At 38.8% G+C, this 19958-nt stretch carries 13 protein-coding genes; 9 read left to right on the top strand and 4 right to left on the bottom strand.

Annotation, left to right across the window (positions count from 1 at the left end):
• The 4 genes from IL356_RS08685 to IL356_RS08700 are packed head-to-tail and all read left to right on the top strand — an operon-like array spanning position 1 to position 3097.
• Entirely contained in the window at positions 1–1098 is a 1098-nt protein-coding gene (locus tag IL356_RS08685) for a BT_3928 family protein (RefSeq protein ID WP_121849847.1), read from the top strand.
• A gap of 48 nt (positions 1099–1146) precedes the next feature.
• Positions 1147–1896, top strand: a complete 750-nt coding sequence (gene tpiA, locus IL356_RS08690) for a triose-phosphate isomerase (RefSeq protein WP_121849846.1) — start codon at positions 1147–1149, stop codon at positions 1894–1896.
• Positions 1897–1954: 58 nt separating this feature from the next.
• Positions 1955–2791 (top strand): 50S ribosomal protein L11 methyltransferase, encoded by an 837-nt coding sequence (gene prmA, locus IL356_RS08695; protein WP_121849845.1) that lies wholly within the window; start codon positions 1955–1957, stop codon positions 2789–2791.
• Positions 2792–2821: 30 nt separating this feature from the next.
• Positions 2822–3097: an ATP-dependent Clp protease adaptor ClpS gene (locus IL356_RS08700; protein WP_121850770.1), complete on the top strand. Its 276-nt coding sequence runs from the start codon at positions 2822–2824 to the stop codon at positions 3095–3097.
• A 27-nt stretch (positions 3098–3124) separates the two neighbouring features.
• Here IL356_RS08700 and IL356_RS08705 read toward each other — a convergent pair whose 3' ends face one another.
• A complete protein-coding gene (locus tag IL356_RS08705; RefSeq protein WP_121849844.1) occupies positions 3125–3538 on the bottom strand; it encodes a DUF6691 family protein in 414 nt (137 codons plus the stop codon).
• A 1-nt stretch (position 3539) separates the two neighbouring features.
• The gene (locus tag IL356_RS08710) at positions 3540–4097 is read right to left on the bottom strand and encodes a YeeE/YedE family protein (RefSeq protein WP_121849843.1); all 558 of its coding nucleotides are present in this window, start codon (positions 4095–4097) and stop codon (positions 3540–3542) included.
• A 259-nt stretch (positions 4098–4356) separates the two neighbouring features.
• Here IL356_RS08710 and IL356_RS08715 point away from each other — a divergent pair, with 259 nt between their 5' ends.
• Positions 4357–5364, top strand: a complete 1008-nt coding sequence (locus IL356_RS08715) for a carbohydrate-binding family 9-like protein (RefSeq protein WP_225621419.1) — start codon at positions 4357–4359, stop codon at positions 5362–5364.
• A 746-nt stretch (positions 5365–6110) separates the two neighbouring features.
• Here the strand turns inward: IL356_RS08715 and IL356_RS08720 are convergent.
• Positions 6111–9260: a T9SS type B sorting domain-containing protein gene (locus IL356_RS08720; protein ID WP_121849841.1), complete on the bottom strand. Its 3150-nt coding sequence runs from the start codon at positions 9258–9260 to the stop codon at positions 6111–6113.
• Between the two features lie 497 nt (positions 9261–9757).
• Between IL356_RS08720 and IL356_RS08725 the strand changes: the two genes are divergently transcribed.
• Genes IL356_RS08725 through IL356_RS08740 form a run of 4 tightly spaced genes read left to right on the top strand, consistent with a single transcriptional unit; the run spans position 9758 to position 18868 of the window.
• A complete protein-coding gene (locus IL356_RS08725; RefSeq protein WP_121849840.1) occupies positions 9758–10036 on the top strand; it encodes a helix-turn-helix domain-containing protein in 279 nt (92 codons plus the stop codon).
• Positions 10033–13293 (top strand): helicase-related protein, encoded by a 3261-nt coding sequence (locus IL356_RS08730; protein WP_121849839.1) that lies wholly within the window; start codon positions 10033–10035, stop codon positions 13291–13293. The genes IL356_RS08725 and IL356_RS08730 overlap by 4 nt, the downstream gene beginning before the upstream one ends.
• 2 nt (positions 13294–13295) lie before the next feature.
• Positions 13296–16931 (top strand): Eco57I restriction-modification methylase domain-containing protein, encoded by a 3636-nt coding sequence (locus IL356_RS08735; RefSeq protein WP_121849838.1) that lies wholly within the window; start codon positions 13296–13298, stop codon positions 16929–16931.
• Positions 16928–18868, top strand: a complete 1941-nt coding sequence (locus IL356_RS08740; protein ID WP_121849837.1) for an ATP-binding protein — start codon at positions 16928–16930, stop codon at positions 18866–18868. The genes IL356_RS08735 and IL356_RS08740 overlap by 4 nt, the downstream gene beginning before the upstream one ends.
• A gap of 195 nt (positions 18869–19063) precedes the next feature.
• Here the strand turns inward: IL356_RS08740 and IL356_RS08745 are convergent, their stop codons facing one another.
• Positions 19064–19804 (bottom strand): hypothetical protein, encoded by a 741-nt coding sequence (locus IL356_RS08745; protein ID WP_121849835.1) that lies wholly within the window; start codon positions 19802–19804, stop codon positions 19064–19066.
• Between the last annotated feature and the right edge of the window lie 154 nt (positions 19805–19958).

Here is a 19958-nt window from a genome sequence, read left to right on the forward strand (position 1 = left end):
ATGAGATATCTGGTAGCCATAAGTCGAATTTTTGTTGGGATACTCTTTATCATAAGTGGGTTTATCAAGCTGAACGACCCGGTAGGTTTTTCATTTAAGCTCGAAGAATACTTTAGTCAAGGTGTTCTTGACCTTCCTGTTTTTGAACCTTACGCTTTGGCGATTTCAATTTTCGTGGTAATTTTTGAAGTGTTGTTAGGCGTTATGCTATTGGTCGGTTTTAGGGTGAAATTTACCGTATGGAGTCTTTTGTTGATGATAGTGGGTTTCACATTTTTGACCTTCTACTCGGCATACTACAATAAAGTCACCGACTGCGGTTGTTTTGGAGACGCCATCAAATTGACCCCGTGGGAATCTTTCACAAAAGATATTATTCTACTTGTATTGATAGTGCTTTTGTTCATAGGACAAAAATATATTACGCCTCTCTTTGATATCAAGATAAGAAGAATTGTAATTGTTTTTTCGGTTCTGGTTTGTATCGTTTATTGTAACTATGTTCTCAACCATTTACCTGTCATCGACTTTAGACCGTATAAAATAGGTGCTAACATAGAGGAGGGTATGACAGTTCCAGAAGATGCGCCCAAACCAATATACGATTACGCTTGGCGATTCAAAGTGAATGGTGAAGATAAGATTATAGTTACTCAAGGTGATTATCCACAGGTAGATGGTGAGTTCGTCGATGTGGAGACAACCGAAGTGCAGAAGGGTTATGAGCCGCCGATACACGATTTTACCATAGAACAAGGGGGTGAGGACTTTTCTTCGGGTCTTTTGCAAGAACCGAAACTTGTGATGGTTATAGCTTATGACTTGAGAAAGACAAACGAAGCTATTTATCCTGAAGTAAAATCAATAACCGATAAGGCTTTAGATACAGGTTATAAGGTAATCGGCATGTCGGCATCCAATGAAGAGCAGACCCAGGCCCTTATCGATCAGTATAAACTAGCTTTTGAATTTTATTTCACTGATGAGACAACCTTAAAAACCATCGTCAGGTCAAACCCTGGTGTTTTGGTTTTGCACAAAGGAACCATCGTTCAAAAAGTGCATTACAACGATTTGAACGATTTGAAATTCGACTGACATATTATTTAAAAGATTAACTAATTACCTAAACAAAGAATAAAGAAAATGAGAAGTAAAATAGTTGCCGGAAACTGGAAAATGAACAAGAATGCCGAAGAAACCGAGGCGTTATTGAGCGAGTTGGCAGCCAAACTGCCAGATACGAACGCTGAGGTAATGGTAGCACCTACCTTTGTAAATTTGGCTGGTGCGGTACGTAGTTTAGAATCATCAGTTGTTAAGGTGATAGCTCAAAATATGCACTTTGCGGAAAACGGCGCGTATACCGGAGAAATTTCGGCCGATATGCTTTTAAATATTGGTGTTGATACTGTGATTTTAGGTCATTCTGAGAGAAGAGCCTATTTTAATGAAACCGATGAGATATTGGCTAAAAAAGTCGCTGCCGCACTTGATAAAAATATGAGGGTAATGTTCTGTTTTGGGGAAGAGCTTGAAGACCGTAAGTCTGAAAATCATTTCAACGTAGTGGAAAGCCAATTAAAAAACGCATTGTTTTCTTTAGACGCCTCTTCTTGGAGCAAGATTATTTTGGCCTATGAGCCGGTCTGGGCCATTGGTACCGGCGAAACCGCATCTCCTGAACAAGCACAAGAAATGCATGCTTTCATTCGAAAAACCATTACCGAGGCTTATGACACTTCAGTGGCAAACGATGTATCTATTTTATACGGTGGTAGCGTAAAACCGGCCAATGCAAAAGAGATATTTGGTAAGCCCGATGTTGACGGTGGACTTATTGGTGGAGCTTCTTTAAAAGCCGATGATTTTGTGGCCATAATTGAGGCTATCTAAAAATTTGTTGAAAGAATTAATTAAATAGGGGAGTGTTCTGCACTCCTCTTTGATTTTTATGGAGAATACCATTTACATAGAATATAGTTTTAGCGTTTCACCGTTACAACCAGCGACAGATATTCTAATTGCCGAATTGGGGGAAGCAGGTTTTGAAAGTTTTGTGGAAAATGAAACAGGTGTACTGGCCTATATTCAAAAGGAAGAGTTTGAAGAAGCAATAATGGACTCCATAGAAATTCTTAAGAATGCCGATTTTGATATTTCTTTTGAAAAGAAGGAAATAGAACAAGAAAACTGGAACGCCACTTGGGAAAAGAACTTTACCCCTATACAGGTAGCCGAACAATGTATGGTTCGAGCACCTTTTCATGAAAAACCCGATGTGCCTTTTGATATAATCATTGAGCCTAAGATGAGTTTTGGCACGGGGCATCATGAAACTACCCATATGATGCTCCAATTTATACTTGACCATAACTTTGAAGGTAAGACGGTTCTAGATATGGGCAGCGGCACTGGCGTTCTGGCCATTTTGGCAGCCATGAAAGGTGCCAGAAGCGTAGATGCCATAGATATTGACAATTGGTGTTACCACAATGCCCTCGAAAATGTAGAGCGTAACGGTGTCGATCAGGTGCAGGTTTTTGAAGGAGATGTTAGTTTGTTAGGGTCAAAAAAGTATGATGTAATTCTGGCCAATATCAATAGAAATATTCTTTTGGCTGACATACCTACGTATGCTTCCAATTTAATGGCTAATGGCACTCTTTTTGTGAGTGGGTTCTATGAAGACGATATTTTTGCGATATCTGAAAAATGTACTAGCTGTGGATTAAAATTTGAAAAAAATCTTTCAAGAAATAATTGGGTAGCAGTAAAATACGTATTTTAGAAAGAGTCTCATTAATTAAAATCGATGAGTATGGGTTTGAAAGAGAAATATTCTGAAGAATTACTTTTAGAGGAGGCAGTTGTAAAGCAGAACGAAATTATTCTTTTTAATGATGATGTGAATACTTTCGATCATGTAATCGAAACCTTGATCGATGTGTGCGAGCACACACCGGAACAGGCCGAGCAATGCTCTATTATTGTTCATTATAACGGAAAATGTACTGTCAAAACTGGTGAGTACAACGATTTAAAGCCCCGATGCAGTAAATTGCTACAGGCGGGCCTTAATGCCGAAATCGTCTAAAAAAAAATCGGCTAATAGATTGACCGTTTAATGCGGTAGTTTGTTGCGTAGCACACCGTATGCGAAGGTTCCTAAAATAGCAGCAGCTATAACGATGAGCATACTAAAAACCCCTGTGCCGACTAATATGTACATGGGTCCAGGGCAGGCACCTGCCAATGCCCAGCCAAGTCCAAAAATGGTGCCCCCAAATAAGTACCGGGTGACGCTCTTCTCTTTTGGTGGTAAATTAATTTCCTTTCCTTCAATACTTTTGACCTTGAGTTTTTTGATCAAAAAGACGAATACAATACCCAAGGTGACTGCAGAACCAATGATTCCGTACATGTGAAATGATTGAAATTTGAACATTTCAAAAATTCGGTACCACGACACGGCTTCCGATTTAACGAGAACAATTCCAAAAAAGATTCCGACCAATAAAAATTTGAAAAATTTCATTTTAAAAAATTAAGGGTAACAAAAAGTGGGTCATAATCAATCCTCCAATAAAAAATCCGATTACGGCAATGAGAGAGGGTAACTGTAAATTGCTAAGGCCCGTAATGGCGTGTCCAGAGGTACAGCCACCTGCATAACGGGTGCCGAAACCCACTAAAAACCCGGCAATTATTAGAATAGCGAGACCTTTAAGGCTTAGGGCATATTCCCAAGCATAGATTTCCGGTGGCAAAAGACTTTTTCCTGCATTTTCGAAACCCAATTCTTGTAAATCTGTAACGGTTTCGGGGTTCAGATCAATAGCCGCGCTGTTCGATAATACGCTTGTTGCTAGAAAGCCGCCTATAATGGCGCCCAATACCACAGTTAGGTTCCAGCGTTGCGCTTTCCAATCGAACCTAAAGAAGTCTGAATACTTTCCCGCGCCTCCAATACTGCAGAATGTCCTCAGGTTGCTTGACATCCCAAAGGTTTTTCCAAAAAAGATGAGTAACAGCATGACTAGTGCAATCAAAGGGCCTGTAACGAACCAAGGCCAAGGGTCTAAGATGAAGTCCATAGGTTTTAATTTGGTGCAAAGTTATGGTAACGCAAATACGGCTAGGTAATAATTGTTACAATGTAATCGAGATATTGGTAAAGCTTACTGAAACTACATAAACTTTTGCCGATTTCATAAAAATGGATTTTCAGTTTCAAATGAGTTCTCTTTAATACATACTTTTGCCGCTTACCAAACTATCAATCGAATGCTCCAGTATTACTTACTTTCATTGCCTAAATTGTCAAGGCTAATTCTAATATCTATATTCTTTTTGTTGATTAGACTAGAAGCCCAAGAAGGGCCGAAGGTTTATGTAGCCTATGAAAGGGCCGATGAAATTGTTGTTGATGGCCTTGCGAATGAAACCACGTGGGATAAAGCCTTGTGGAGCGATGATTTTATCGATATAGAAGGTATGATCAAACCAAAATACAAAACGCGCATGAAAATGGTTTATGATGAGGAGTATCTATATTTCTATGCAGAAATGGAAGAACCTCATATCTGGGCCACTCTCAAACAACGAGATACCGTTATTTTCTACAACAATGATTTTGAAATATTTATAGACCCCGATGGGGATACTCATAATTATTATGAGTTTGAGATGAACGCCTTGAATACCGTTTGGGATTTATTCTTGACAAAGCCCTATCGTAACCATGGTAAAATAATTGATAGTTGGGATATTCAAGGCATAAAAACGGCTGTATCGATTAACGGAACATTGAACAATGCTTCTGATATAGATGACAGCTGGAGTGTTGAGATAGCCATGCCTTGGGCGGTGATTACGGAAGTATCGCGTGGAGGAAAGGTTCCAAAAGGTGATTTTTGGCGAATTAATTTTTCTAGGGTCAATTGGGATTATGACCTAAATGATGAAAAGTATTCGAGAAAGAGAGATGAACAAGGTAAGTTTCTACCAGAGTATAATTGGGTTTGGTCACCTCAATGGGTGATAAATATGCATGAACCTGAGCATTGGGGTTATGTGTATTTTTCAAAACGAGGTTTAGGTTCAAAAGAAGTCTTTGACATGCCCTTGGATGAAAGAATCAAATGGCAATTGTATTCGATTTATCGCAAGATCTTAAAATCAAAAGAAAATCCGAAAACGACTTGGAAAAAAATGGAAGGTTTAAAGATAAAACTGGAAGGTGAGTCTATAGAGGTGAAATTTGATACGCACCCATCGGGATGGAACCTTTCTTTGGTAAGCCCATTTAGCAAAAAGTTGCTTTTGATCAAAGAAGACGGAAAGTTTATCAGCTCCGAATAGCTATTGAGAAAGAATTTATGCCCTCGGTAGGATGAGCAAACAATAGTTGAATTGATTCGTGTTTAGTGAGCAGCATTGTCGTAAAACACCTTAAAAAAAATAAAAAACCCTGCATTACAATGCAGGGTTTTTTAAAGTGACCTCGGCAGGATTCAAACCTGTTTCCTCAATCAACGAATATTGTGAGACGCAGCCTTATTGTCAAAATCTGTTGACCGATTTGTTGACGGTCTATTTAATATACAATAAATCAAATTGACTTTCAATATGGTAATGTAATGAATTTTAAGAAACAATCGAACAGTAAGGAGAATATTAAAATTCTAAAACCACTAAAAAAAACCAATTTAAAGTCGATTTAAATTTCTGACCTAATCAATGAGAAACTTTTTTATGCACAGGCCTTATTTTTTTAATTACGTCTGGCCTTTTAGAATTTCATAGTACACCGTTTCCTTAAAATCAAACCAATCCTTTCTATGATGAGAGCGGTCAATAAAATTTCTAAAGGGTTTAGGCTTGAAATATTTCGAATATAATTGGATTTTAATATAGTCGTCATTCAAGGAAAGGATATAGTCTTACATTACCCTAAAACTTTCATTTGAACATAAATTTTCAAATTGAAAATATTTGTCCATTTCACTATTAATTTCATCGAGGATTTCTATCAAAAACACTGGTTCCAAATTTGGGTCGTCAATATTTGGATGATATTCAATTTTTTATGAAGTGAGAACTGGCTTTTATCTTTTTAAAGTAAAGTGGCCCGAAAAAATGGTGCCTTCTCCTAGATTGGCCCGGAACCAATAATCGTTAGAAATCATTTCCCTACCATTGAAAAAACCATCCCAACCTTTGTCTTCAGGTCGTAATTGGGCCAATAGTTTTCCATACCTGTCAAAAATATAGACTTGAGCGTCTGGAAACGCTTCTATGCCAAATATTTGCCAATATTCGTTGAAACCATCATTGTTTGGGGTAAAAAACTTTGGATAATCGATAAGGGTAACTTGCTGGCTATCTTCTCCACAGCCCTTTTTGTCGCGGACCATAACCGTGTAGTTGCCCCCAAGGATGTTGGGGAAATAATTACTGTCTTGAAATACCACGCCATCTATCGAATATTCAAAATCCCCATCACCAGAGGCTATAATTTTAATAAAATTATCGGTCGACAATTCTCGCCGTTTTATTTCAATAATGGTCGGTAGTTCAGACCGAACGAGTTCAAATTCATAGTGGTTTTCGCAGTACAGACCGTTGGTAGTTTGACCAATCGTAAGGGTATACATTCCTTCGCTCGTAAGTATCGTTTCAAAAGCGTTGGAGATTACAGTGCCTTCCGGTTGGGTCCATTGGTAATATTCAAAATCAGTTTCTATTTGAATGCGCAATGAGGGTTCCAAACCACATATAAAATATGTTTCCTCTAACAAGGCTGTTGATGGCAGTTCAGTAACCACCAGGTCAACGCTTGTTTCCGAATAGCATGAATTGTTCAGTTCATTTTCTACACGTACCAATAAGGTTTGGTTCCATGCTATGGTATTTTCGTAATAACTGGGCAGCGGGTTTGGCAATGCCACGCCATCCTCTTGAAAAAAATGTGTGACCAACCCTGTCTGACTTCCCAAGATTTCAGCTTCAACATGGGATAGGTCAAATCGGGCGAAACCATTTCCCAAATCACAGGCGTAGACGGGTTGCGGACTATTCAATTGGGGCTGCGAAGACGTGCGCAGCAATAGCTGGGTCTCTTCATGGCAGTAGGTCTCCTCGTTGGTTACCCTTACGGTAATGGTTTCGTCATTGGTGATCGAATTGGTATACGGATTGGGTAAAGGGCTGGGCAATACATTGCCATCTCCATCAAAGTAGGATACTGATAGACCAATTTGTCCCCCAGTAACCTGAGTTTCCACATTGGAAGTGTCAAAATATTCTGAAATGCCATCACCATTATCATCACAACCAATCAAAACTTCGGGTTCATACGCCATTGGAAGTGGATTGACCATTAATCGAAATGAAGCTTCGTTATTGCAGTTGTTGACACTTTCCACCACCTGTACCGTAATAACCTCTTCATTGGCAACAAGGTTCTCCACAGCATTTAAAGGGTTCCCGATAGGACTGCCATCGGCGCGATAAAATGAGACGGAAGCTGAAGTATAATCGGCCAAGATAATATTTTGTACCTGTTCCAAATCGAAGGTTGAAAATCCGTCCGTTCCATTGCTGCAAACAAAGAGGTCGGTAACTGAAGAAAGGTCGGGAATCGGATGTACAATCAGGTCAAATGTCGTTTCGGAATAACAACATAGATTATTGCCGTGAGCTACCCTGACCACTATGGTTTCCCTATCCCTTATCGTATTGGTAAATGGATTGGGTAAGGTTTCATATTCATTCCCACTCCCATCAATAAAGGTAAGTTTCATATTGTTTTGGCCGCCCAAGACTTGTGCGACAGTCTGCGAAACATCGAACGAAGATGAAACTCCAGTGCCGAAGATGTCTTCACAAGCATAAAGGTTATCTATGCCATACGCATTTGGAGGTTCTTTGGCCTCTATGGTTTCCGTCAATACTTCAACAGTACCATCATTACCCGTTACCGTGGCTGTAATTGTGTAATTGCCGTCAGAAGAAAAATCATGAAAGGGTGATAAATCATTGGAACTATTGTCACCCCCCGATGCAGGGTCTCCAAAATCCCATACTACCGAAGCAATATTTCCAGCCGGTGCCACGCTGAATTCCTTTAAAAATTCTGAACAGACATTGGATATGTTCATTGAAAAATTATTGGTGACGTGATGTACGTCTCCTGTGACATTGATGTAAAAATTGGCATCAGGCCTTCCAAAATCTTGGGTGTCTACGTATTCGTCAAAGCCGAAATCGTGTTCGGATGAGGTTCTAGTACATCCTCTTTGCCATGAAACACCTGTATCTTGGCTAGAACCTGCAATAAATGCCAAGCCATCCCCATATACAATTCCTTTATGTACTTCAACAAGAATACGATTGACTTCAGCCGGGACGACGATAGGAGTATCAAAGGCTACATTTATAATTCGAGAATTCCTATCTATATTCGGTGAAAGTTGTTGATATTGACTACTGCCTATTAAATCTGCTTCAGAAAATGAATCTGGAAAATTGTCATCAATCTCATAAATATTGAAGCTTATTTCGGGAAGCCATCCTACTTTATTAATACCAACTTGCCCAGAGTTAATTACAAATTCTTCATCGTCAGAGATTCCAAAATCATCCAAATAAAAGTCTCTTGCCCAATAAATATAAGAGGAGGAGCACGAGTGTATTCGAGTTTCTATGATATCGTCACATAAATTATGGGATAGAGTTACTGATGCACCGCTTTGGGCAATGTTTTGGATTTCTCCAGTGACATTTATAAAAAAATTGGCATCAGGAACGGCTGGATTTAAGTCTTCGGTGCTAATATGCGTATAATGTTCCCTGCATCCTTTAAACCAAGAGGTGTCATTGTCAAATTCAGTGCCCGCAATTAAAACCTCTTTGTAGTCATCGTTATAAATGTCGTCCATTTGCGTGACCTCTACCAAAATTCGTTCAACGCCTGCAGGTATGACTACCGGGGAATCAAAATTTACCTGAACGATTTCAGGTGTATCCCCAATTTCAGGTGCCAATACCAGATTTCCATAACTAATTCGTTGTGGGTTTTGGGTGGGCGCCTCGGAGGTAAGACTGTAAAAATTAAACACCAGTCTGGCGCCATCATATGAATTGCTAATGGCTACCTGAGCCGAATTGATTAAAAACTGATCTGCTGTGGTTATGCCAAAATCAGAAAGTGTAAAAGCCCTTGCCCATGCCTCTTCATATTGGCACGAAGTCATGTCTGTTTTTATTGGGGTGTTACCAATATTGTGTGTTAATGTAATTTGCGCAGAAATCACATTGCATAACAAAACAAATGAGACTAGAAGTAGGTTCTTGAGCACTGGTCAGTAGGTTGTTTAGGGATATAACGATTTTAAAATACTCATTGTTTGCTAACCAGCTAAACTTTTTTGATTAGGGGCAAGAAAAAGCGTTATACAAACACTTTTAGTTCCTATCGCTTTCAAAACTTTTGGAGCTTGTTACCAAAGGCCTTGGCTATGGCCCGACGCTTCAAAGCACAGACCCTCCAGAATTGATTAATAAACCCTAATGTAGAAAATTTCTCAAGCCTTGGCCGGCGATGGGCTATAGCCGTCTTAAGTTTGATTCTGATTAAATTATAGTCATAAATCAGAAAGAACAAAAGAGCTAAAATTTTCCCTCCCCGCTGAAAGGAAAATACAGGAATAATCTCTACTTTTGACGAAATCGTCTAAACGAATTATTCAAGATGGATTCATTTGGAGAATACCTGCGGGAACAACGAGAAAATATTGGATTACCACTTAGAAAAGTTGCTGCCGAACTGGACATTGACACTTCAATTCTGAGCAAGATTGAGCGCAACGAAAGGGAAGCAACAAAGGATATGTTACCAATATTCTCAAAGGTTCTCGAAAGAGACTTGAAAGAAGTTGAAGTGAAATTCATAGTTCATTCCATTATGTCGCAATTCTCAGAATTAAAGCATATAAAAGATGGACTGAATGAAACACTGAAAAGCCTATGAGTACAAAGTTTTTCACCAACGAAGAAAAGAACACGCTTCTCAACAAACTAGAGGGTGTATTCAAGCATAAGAATATCCACTTCTTTGATGCGCTTGTAGGGTATTTCCGTGCTTCAGGATATTTTCAGATTAGAGAATTTGTTGAAAAAGCAGCTGAAATCAGAATTCTTGTCGGTATCAACATTGACCATCTTGTTTTTGAAGCCAATCAACAAGGGCTACTCTTTGACCCAAACGCAGAAAAGGCTCAAGAAGAGTTTTTTAAAGAAGTAAAGAAAAACATCCAAGAAGCTGAATATGACAAAAAGGTTGAAGAAGGAATGCTTCAGCTCATTAAGGATATTGTTTCTGGAAAAGTCAAAATCAAAGTTCACCCAAAGCAGAATATTCACGCCAAGATTTACATTTTCAGGGAAAAGATTAAACATGATCACGGCTATGGTTCTGTCATTACAGGATCAAGCAATCTCACTGATGCCGGCCTTGGAAAGAACTTTGAATTTAATGTAGAATTGAGAGACAACTCAGACATTGATTTTGCTACTGAGACGTTCGAGAAATTATGGGAGGAATCAGTTCCAATTGACACAGACTATATTGAGAAGCTTCAAAAGGATACTTATCTAAATGATGACTACACTCCTTATGAAATCTATCTCAAATTCTTAATTGAGTATTTCGGTAAGAGCATTGAGTTTGATCCGAATTCTATCTCGGACTTACCAAGAGGATTCAAACGTCTCTCCTATCAGGTAGATGCTGTAAATGATGGCTATGCCAAGATGGTAAAGCATAATGGCTTTTTCTTAGCTGATGTGGTTGGACTGGGTAAAACCATTGTTGCTACCCTGATTGCCAAAAAGTACTTCTACTCAAACGGCTTTCCTGAACATCGTTCCAGAACATTGATTATTGTTCCACCTGCTTTGAAAGAAAACTGGTCAGAAACCATTGAAAAGTTCAATCTGGACAATGTTAAGATTATTACCAATGGAAGTCTGCATAAGCTGACAAGTCTAGAACGCTATGATCTAATCATTGTAGATGAAGCTCACAAATTCCGTTCGGATACTGCAACAATGTATAATGAGTTGCAAAAAATCTGTAAAACAACCACGAAGCGAGTTTTGCCAGATGGATCAGGCGTTCCAAAAAGAGTAATTCTAATTTCCGCCACCCCACTCAATAACAAACCAGAGGATATCGCCAACCTTGTTTATCTGTTTCAGGACAGCAAGAATTCAACACTTGAAATTGGCAACTTGCAACACTTTTTCAGGAATCAGATAGATGCTTACAAAAAGCTGAAAGATGAACCTGATGTTGAGCAAGTCAAGACAGGTGTAAAGCGTATCTACGAGAGAATCCGGACGAAGATCATTGAGCCACTCACAGTTCGCAGAACAAGAACCGATTTAATGGCTCATGAACTGTATTCAGAAGACTTGAAGAAGCAGGGTATCAATTTCCCAGCAGTTCGGCAGCCAGAGAAAATACTTTATGAACTTGAACCACATTTAGAGGATTTGTACGACCATACTATCTATGTTTTAAGTCATAAAACACAAGGACTAAAGTATTTCCGGTATCAAGCCATCCGTTTCTTAAAACCACATAAGAAAGAGAAATACAAGCAAGCCGACATGATTTCGGAGCAATTGGCCAAGATCATGAAGACCATGCTTGTGAAAAGGATAGACAGCAGCTTCTATGCCTTCAAACAATCACTGTTTCGTTTCTTCCGTGCAACAGAAGCCATGATTACCATGTTTGAAAATGGTAAGATTTACATTGCTCCAAATCTGCCTGTGTCAGATATGATCAATGAAGGTAAAGAAGAAGAACTTCTTGAACTTATCATTGAAAAATCTATTGAAGACCCAACCATTGACATTTGCGAACCGGATGATTTCGAATATGATTTCCTTCCAGGTTTGAAGCAGGATTATGACCTATTAAAACAACTGAATGCTGAATGGCAGAAAGTGACGGAAGACCCTAAGTTAGATGTCTTCATTGAGTATTTGAAAACTCGTTTGCTGGAGAAAAAGATAAATCCTGAATCTAAATTGGTAGTGTTCTCAGAAAGCAAGGAAACCACGCAATACCTGATGGATGAATTGCCGAAACACACTCCACAGCGAATCATCTCAGTGGATAGCAAGTCGAGAAAAGACCGAATGCCCACAGTTCGGAAAAACTTTGATGCCAACCTTCCAAAAACAGAACAGGAGAACAAATATGATATCATTCTAACAACCGAAGTATTGGCAGAGGGCGTTAACCTTCACCGTTCCAATGTGATTGTGAACTACGATACCCCTTGGAATTCCACTCGACTGATGCAGCGAATTGGTCGAGTAAACAGAATTGGCTCAACGGCTAAGCAGGTTTACGTTTTCAACTTCTACCCAACGGCCAAAGTGAACAATGACATAGAGTTGGAGAAGCGAGCCATAATGAAACTTCAAGCTTTTCATGCGGCTTTGGGAGAGGACAGCCAGATTTATTCACCTGATGAAGAAACGGAAACCTTCGGATTATTTGACCAAGCCGTAGAGGAAGAGAAAGACGAAAAGTTAGCTTATCTCATGATGATTCGAGACATCAAAGAAGAAACACCTGGCCTGTTCAAAAAGATCAAGAATATGCCACTCAGAGCACGTGTTGGGAGAAAGGATGATGAATTGGATAAATCAACGATCTGCTATATCAAAGATCAAAAGCGAGATGCATTTGTAAAAGTGAATGATAAAGGTGAAACGGAGGAATTGACCTTTCTAGAGACTGTAAAAATATTTGAGGCAGAACCTGTTGAGAAAGGAATAAAACTTCATGAACAACACCACGATCAGGTTCAAACGGGCATTTCTTTATTCACAGACTTGATTGAAGCAGAAAAAGCAAGAGACAAGAAGGTTGATGTAACACAGGGACCGAATGAAAAGCGTGCGATTGCTTATTTGGATGCTATGTTGGATTTACCATTTACCAATGAAGAAGAAAGAGGCTTAATCATAAAAGCAAAAGAAGCTATTAGACAAGGCCGCTTTCAGCGATTGCAGCGGGACATCAACAAATTAAAACGAGCAGTTAACAAGTCTCCTTTGAAGCCGGCTATCATCCTTGAAAAGATTTTAGAAATACTAAAAAGCTATCCATTGCAAACCATACAGGATGAAGATGGAGAAGCAAAACCAAAATTGAAAAAGTCACTGAATCCTGAAATCATCATTTCAGAAAGCTTTGTGAAATAATTATGAGAGAAAAGGACTTAAAACGGATACTGCAACAGCCCTACAGTTTTGACTACTGGAAAGAGCTTTTGCCCATGTTTTTTAAAAAGGTGCAATACTTCTCTCAGGCTCAGGCTCTATTTGAAGAACACGAAAAAGTGGTTCAAGGAAAACAGATCGGGCGAATCACCTTAGATGATGAAAAGTCTTTGGCCATTTTTGAAGTAGAAATAACCGACAATGTGGTCATTGCCCGTAACCGAAAGGAATTGCGAGACATTGCTATCAAACACATTGATCAGGACATTACCCACGGTGCTATTGTCTTCTTCCACAGTCCAAATCAAAAGGATTATCGCTTCTCGTTCATTGCCAAATGGTCCGCCTTGGACATGGAAACGGGTGAGTTCATTAAAGGCGAGACTAAACCTAAGCGATATACTTATCTCTTGGGGCCAAATGAAGCATGTACCACAGCAGCTAAACGACTACTAACACTTATCCCAAAAAAAGAAGCAGGAAAGGCTACTATCAAAGAGCTTCAACAGGTCTTTTCGGTGGAAGCCCTGAACCGAGAGTTCTTCAAATCCTATAAAATCCATTATGAGAAGTTTTGGAAATACCTTGCTGAATCACCATGGCGGGATGAACTGATTGATGCCGAAAAAGAAGAACCTGAGAAGAAGGAAAAACCAATTCGAGATTTTGTAAAGAAACTGCTCGGTCGGATCGTGTTCCTACATTTCTTGCAAAAGAAAGGTTGGATGGGCTGCTCTTCTCAATCTAACGAATGGATGGACGGAGAGAAACGCTTCATGCAGTTGCTCTTTGAGGAGTTCACCGGCAAAGAAAATTTTCACAGCCAATGTCTGACCAAACTTTTCTTTGAAACACTCAATACCAAACGCCCCAAAGGTGAATTTCATATTGATGGTTTGGAAGGAAGGCTCAATGGCTCACACGTACCTTATCTGAATGGTGGATTGTTTGAACCCGAAAAGAACAAGGCAACACTTAAAGTAGATTTTCCAAGAAGCTACTTTGAAGAATTACTGGAATTTTTTGAGCAATATAATTTCACCATTGATGAGAATAGTCCGGACGATCATGAAGTGGGAATCGACCCGGAAATGCTCGGACATATTTTCGAAAACCTGCTGGAAGAAAACCGTGAGAAAGGGGCTTTCTACACACCAAAGGAAATTGTGCAGTACATGTGTCAGGAAAGTCTGATCCAGTATTTGTACAACCATTTTGGCAAACGACAGGACATTGACGATTTCATTCGACAACATACTGTTTCAGCATTTCTGGCCGAAAGAGACAACGCTTCCCAAGTCAATCAGCTATTGGATGATATTAAGGTCTGCGACCCGGCCATTGGTTCTGGAGCCTTCCCGATTGGGATGTTGCAAGAGATTTTTGATGCTAAGCGTTTTATTTATCCTTATCTGAAAACCAACCAGCCTTTTGACCCTGCCGCTACCAAAAAGAGCATTATTCAAAATTCCATTTATGGGGTGGATATTGAAAAGGGTGCGGTGGACATTGCACAACTCCGTTTTTGGCTCGCATTGGTAGTGGAAGAAGTAAATCCACATCCGCTTCCCAACCTTGACTACAAGATTATGCAAGGAAACAGCTTGCTGGAACAATACGAAGGAATAGATCTAAGTCAAATTGCATTACCAAAAGGTGAAAAAATCTATGAGCCAGAGCGTGACCTGTTCGGCAATATAAAAGAAGACCAAATGAAGATCACCTTTGCCAAAAGTGATACTTCAAAAAAAATCAAAGCGCTTATTAATGAGTTTTTTACCATTGAAGATGCCGAGCGTAAAAAGGAAATCCGTCAGCAAATAAATGCATTGGTCGAAGACCATATTCAGTTTAATATCCACCTGCGGGAGCAACAGCTAAATAGATTTATTGCAGAAGCTGGAAACCCTGCTAACCTTAATAAAAACGCTCGAAAAAAATTCGATGGTTTTGTTTCTGATTTGGAAAAAATTCAGGAAACGAAAGCCAATTTGCTCAAGATTCAGGAAACAGATGAACGCCCGTACTTCCTTTGGCATCTCTACTTTATGGATGTATTTGAACGAGGTGGTTTTGATGTAATGATTGGAAACCCGCCATACATTCAGTTACAAAAAATGAATAAAACTGAAAGAGATAGACTTTCACAATCTCATTTCAAGACTTTCAGTGGCACAAGTGATATCTATTGTTTATTCTATGAAAAGGGGTTTGAACTATTAGTAGATGACGGAACACTATGTTACATAACTTCAAATACATGGATGAGAACTAACTTCGGTGCTACTCTTAGGAATATTTTTTCTAGTGTTTCTAATCCGGTAAAGCTGCTGAACTTTGAAGACACCCAAATCTTTCCTGCTGCGACAGTAGAAGCAAACATTTTGCTTGCTAAGAACAAAGAATTTAGTGGTGAATTGGAAGCTGTTGCCGTTAAAAGTGATTTCAACATAAAACAATCCATACAGGATTATTTCACTGAGAATAGAATAATGCTGGATTCACTTTCAGATGAAGGTTGGATTATTCTAGAACCAATGGATTTTTCAATATTAAATAGGATTAAAGAAGCAGGCGTTACTTTGAAAAACTGGGATGTAGAATTTTATAGAGGAATGTTAACTGGCTTTAATGAAGCTTTCTACATCGATGGGCAGAAAAGGAAAGAGTTAATTCAACAAGATCCGAATAATGAAAACATTATTAAGCGATTAATTAGAGGTAGAGAAATAAGACGTTGGCGTTATGAATTTAATGACAATTATGCTATCTACCCTCATAATGGAGTTAGAGAGAACAGGCAAAAAGGAACAGAAGCTATTCCTAGGATAAATGTCGAAAGAGACTATCCCATTATATACGATCATTTACTCAAGTATAAGGACAAAGACTCACCACTTGCCGTACAGAAACCAGATGGTACATATCAAACTCTAATTGATCGCACAGACCAAGGTGATCATTGGACAAACCTTCGGAATTGCGCATATATAATGCAATTAGAAGATGAAAAACTTGTTTGGCTTGCGATAACCGATCGTCCAGCTTTTGCATATGATAATAAGTCAACCTACGTATCAAATCCATCATATTTTATGAGTGGTAAGCATTTAAAGTATCTCTTAGGTTGTCTTAACTCAAGAGTAATTCAATGGTACATGGATAAGATAACTTCTTCCACAGGACAAGGGACTAATCAATGGAATAAAATGTATATAGAGTTGCTTCCAATCCCATTGCCAAATAATCTCTCATTGGAAACCAAAGTTGAGACACTTTCTGAATATTTGACATTTATAAACAGTTCTGAAGTAAGTGAAGTATTCGAAAATATAAGTGAAGAATCCATCACAGAACTACTTGAAAATGTACTCGATATGATGGTTTATGAACTTTACTTTGAAGAAGAGATGAAATCCAAAAAGTTGGATGTTTTGCAGTTCATCAACGAAAAGACTTTCCCAGACATTTCCGAAATGAATCCTGAAGAGAAGAAAGCCAGCATCCAAAAGGTGTATTACGAATTGCAGCAAAAAGATAATCCTATTCGTAATCGCATTTTGGTTTCGGAAAGCCGCAGTGAAATTATCAGAAGAATCAATGAAGTAACCGGCTCATGAGACTGCACGAACTCCATATCCAGAACTTCAAGTTCTTCCCTAAGCATGATCCTAAAAGTCCGCTTTTAGAAATTGGAGGAAAGAACCTGCTCATTTATGGAGAAAACGGCAGCGGTAAATCCACCATCTATTGGGCAATCTACACGTTGCTAGAGAGTGCTTTTAAACAAGGCAATGATGGAAAAAATAAAATCAAAGAATACTTTACCAAAGGCCATGAAAAAGGTCTAGTAAACATTCATGCCACCACTGCACAATCCCAAAAACCCTATATCAAAGCTGTTCTTGATGACGGGGCTGGAAATCAAAAAGGATATCTAATCAATGGTGATGATTCTACCATAGCTGCTATTCAAGGAAACTCTGATGTCCGTGAAAGCGGCATGGCCAGCGATTTCATCAATTATCGGGTGTTGTTCCGCTTGCACCATGTCAAGCATTCCAAGGATAATAATCTGTTCGGCTGGTTTGAAGATGAAATTTTTCCGTACATCATTATTGACCGCATCAGCCGTGTAAACAGTCTTGGAGATGTTTACAAAGAAATAAAACAGGGTCCGAAAAAGGTAAAGGACTTTGACGAACCTGACACAGAAGTTTATCCTAACCCAACAATGCGCCTTCATCCAGAAGAAGCAGTAAAGAAAGACTACAAGAAGTACCAAACGTATGAGCGAAAGCTCAAGAAATTCAACAGAAAGTTTAAATCCTACCTCAGAGACAGAGTTACTAGAGCAAATGAAATTCTTGAGAATGATTTCGGTCAGAACTTTGAAATCAAACTAGATTATGAACCTGCCAGAGCAGGAGTTACAGCCGACAACCTCAATTGGACAGACCCAAAAGTAATTCTAAAAATACCGCGATATGAAGGCCGGAGAAATGTCTTGAAACGTGCACACTCATTTTTGAATGAGGCCAAGTGGACAAGCATTGGTTTAAGCATTCGATTTGCCATTTTAGAAGATTGGACAAATCGCCCAAACACCTCTGAACTCAAACTTCTGACCATTGATGACATGTTATTGAGTTTGGACATGAGCAACCGAGATGTAGTCTTAAATCTATTGCTTAATCGATACAGTGCAGATTATCAACTTTTGATGATGACTCATGACCGATCATTTTATGAATTTGCAAAACGTAAAATTGAAACATCAGGAAAAAAGAGAGACTGGATCGTGTTAGAAATGTATCAGGATGAATTAGCTAAGCGCGCTCAACCCTATTTTAAGCCTCTCAAGACAAGCCTACAAACCGCAGAAGATTATTTTAAGCAGCACGATTACCCGGCCTGTGCCATTTACCTAAGGAAGGAAATTGAAAGCTGTCTTACTAACCTACTTCCTCCTAAATACAGGAAAGTCCCGAGTAGAGATGATGCAAACGTTTTGATAGACGCTAAACTCAATGATATGCTTCTTAATCTGGAAGGCTTTTGTATTGAAGACGGTATTGACTACTCAGAACTTGCTGACTTAAAGACCTTCAAAGATGCTTTACTGAATCCTCTGGCCCACAATGACCTTGATACGCCATTATTCAGAGATGAACTGAAAAAGCTGATGAAAGCAATGGCTATACTTGAAAAAAAAGATCGAGCCAGACCTTTTCATAAGTCAAACAAGAACATGAATTTCAATCTGACTAAACCGGACGGAAGTTACTTTTCGGTGAGAATGAAATCGAAGGAATCAGTTGTTTTAATTGAGGAGGAAGGAAAGCCACCAAGGATTTCGGTATTCTCCAAGTGCAAAGTGTCAAGCATTGATAACAATGGAACAATCACCAACATAGAAGAGAACTTTGATACTCTGAGGGAAGTGCATAATGAAATGAGTAACCGATTTGGAATTGCATCTCAGCAGGATATTTCCAGAGAATTTGACTATGACGGAAAGACTTTTGATCAGAAGATAACTGAAATTGGATTATGAAGCCAACGCTTCGCATCCATACACATTGGCAAGTCGCTTAAAGCAGCCCCACAACCCAAAACTTGCCAAAGAGTATGGCTGCCCAAACGCTGAAAACAAAAAAGAAAATAAAGCACGAAAACACAACAAGGTATATAGTGCATGGCTTCCTAACGGCAGCCACGACACCATATACAGACCGTTGTAAAACGTTTTTTAGTTCGGTCGTGGTAAGTTTGGTTCGCCATCAATTTCATCTTCTCCAATCAATAAAACCTCATTTCTTAATTCATAATCTTCGTCTTCCCGAATTGCTCTCAATCTCGGCAATTGGTAATCATCGTTATTAATGGGAAGTCGATTTTGTTCCCTTAATTGTCGAATTTGAGGGTAAATATCTTTCTGCTCTAAATCATCTTGTATCTGTTCAACTACTGGTTGGTCTAGCTCATTAATTAAATTGTCATACCTATTAGAAATTCTGTTTATTAGGTCTCTTTGTTCTTGTTCGGTCAGATTTTCCCGATTACTTTCCAAATGTTGAATATCATCGTAAAGTCTTTTAAGTTTTCCTGGAACTCCTAATCGCCTTTCAACTCTTCCTATAGAATTTGGATTTATATTTGGTTCGTTTGCAATGTCTTCAACAATAAGATTAGTTATTCTCCGATTATCTCTAATTAAATAATCTGCTCCAGCTCTTATCCCTCCGTAAGCTATTAATGCTCCAACTGCAATTTTACCAAAAATCTTAAGTCTTGATTTTAATGAGCCTTCTTCAGTTTCAACTATGAAATAAAATTCTTCATAAACTAATTCTTTATGATAAAACTCGTTTGCATACTTTTTTCCTTTATGAAGTAGATATCTTTCCAGAGCAATCTTGAATTCTTCATTAGCTTTAAAATCAAACCTAATATAAGTTTGTCCTAATTCATATGTATTTTCTTTATTCATAGGTGGCTCTCAAATGTTTTACAACGGCTCGGCTCGTATGTTTAGGGGCAAATAATCAATTATTGATAAATATAGTAGTTTCCCAATTATTAATAAGAGCTAGAATAGAAGGGACAGAGAGGTCTCGGCTAGATACATCCAATGATATCGTTTC

Origin of the sequence: Euzebyella marina (assembly GCF_014855515.1) — a bacterium.
GTDB classification, from domain to species: domain Bacteria; phylum Bacteroidota; class Bacteroidia; order Flavobacteriales; family Flavobacteriaceae; genus Euzebyella; species Euzebyella marina.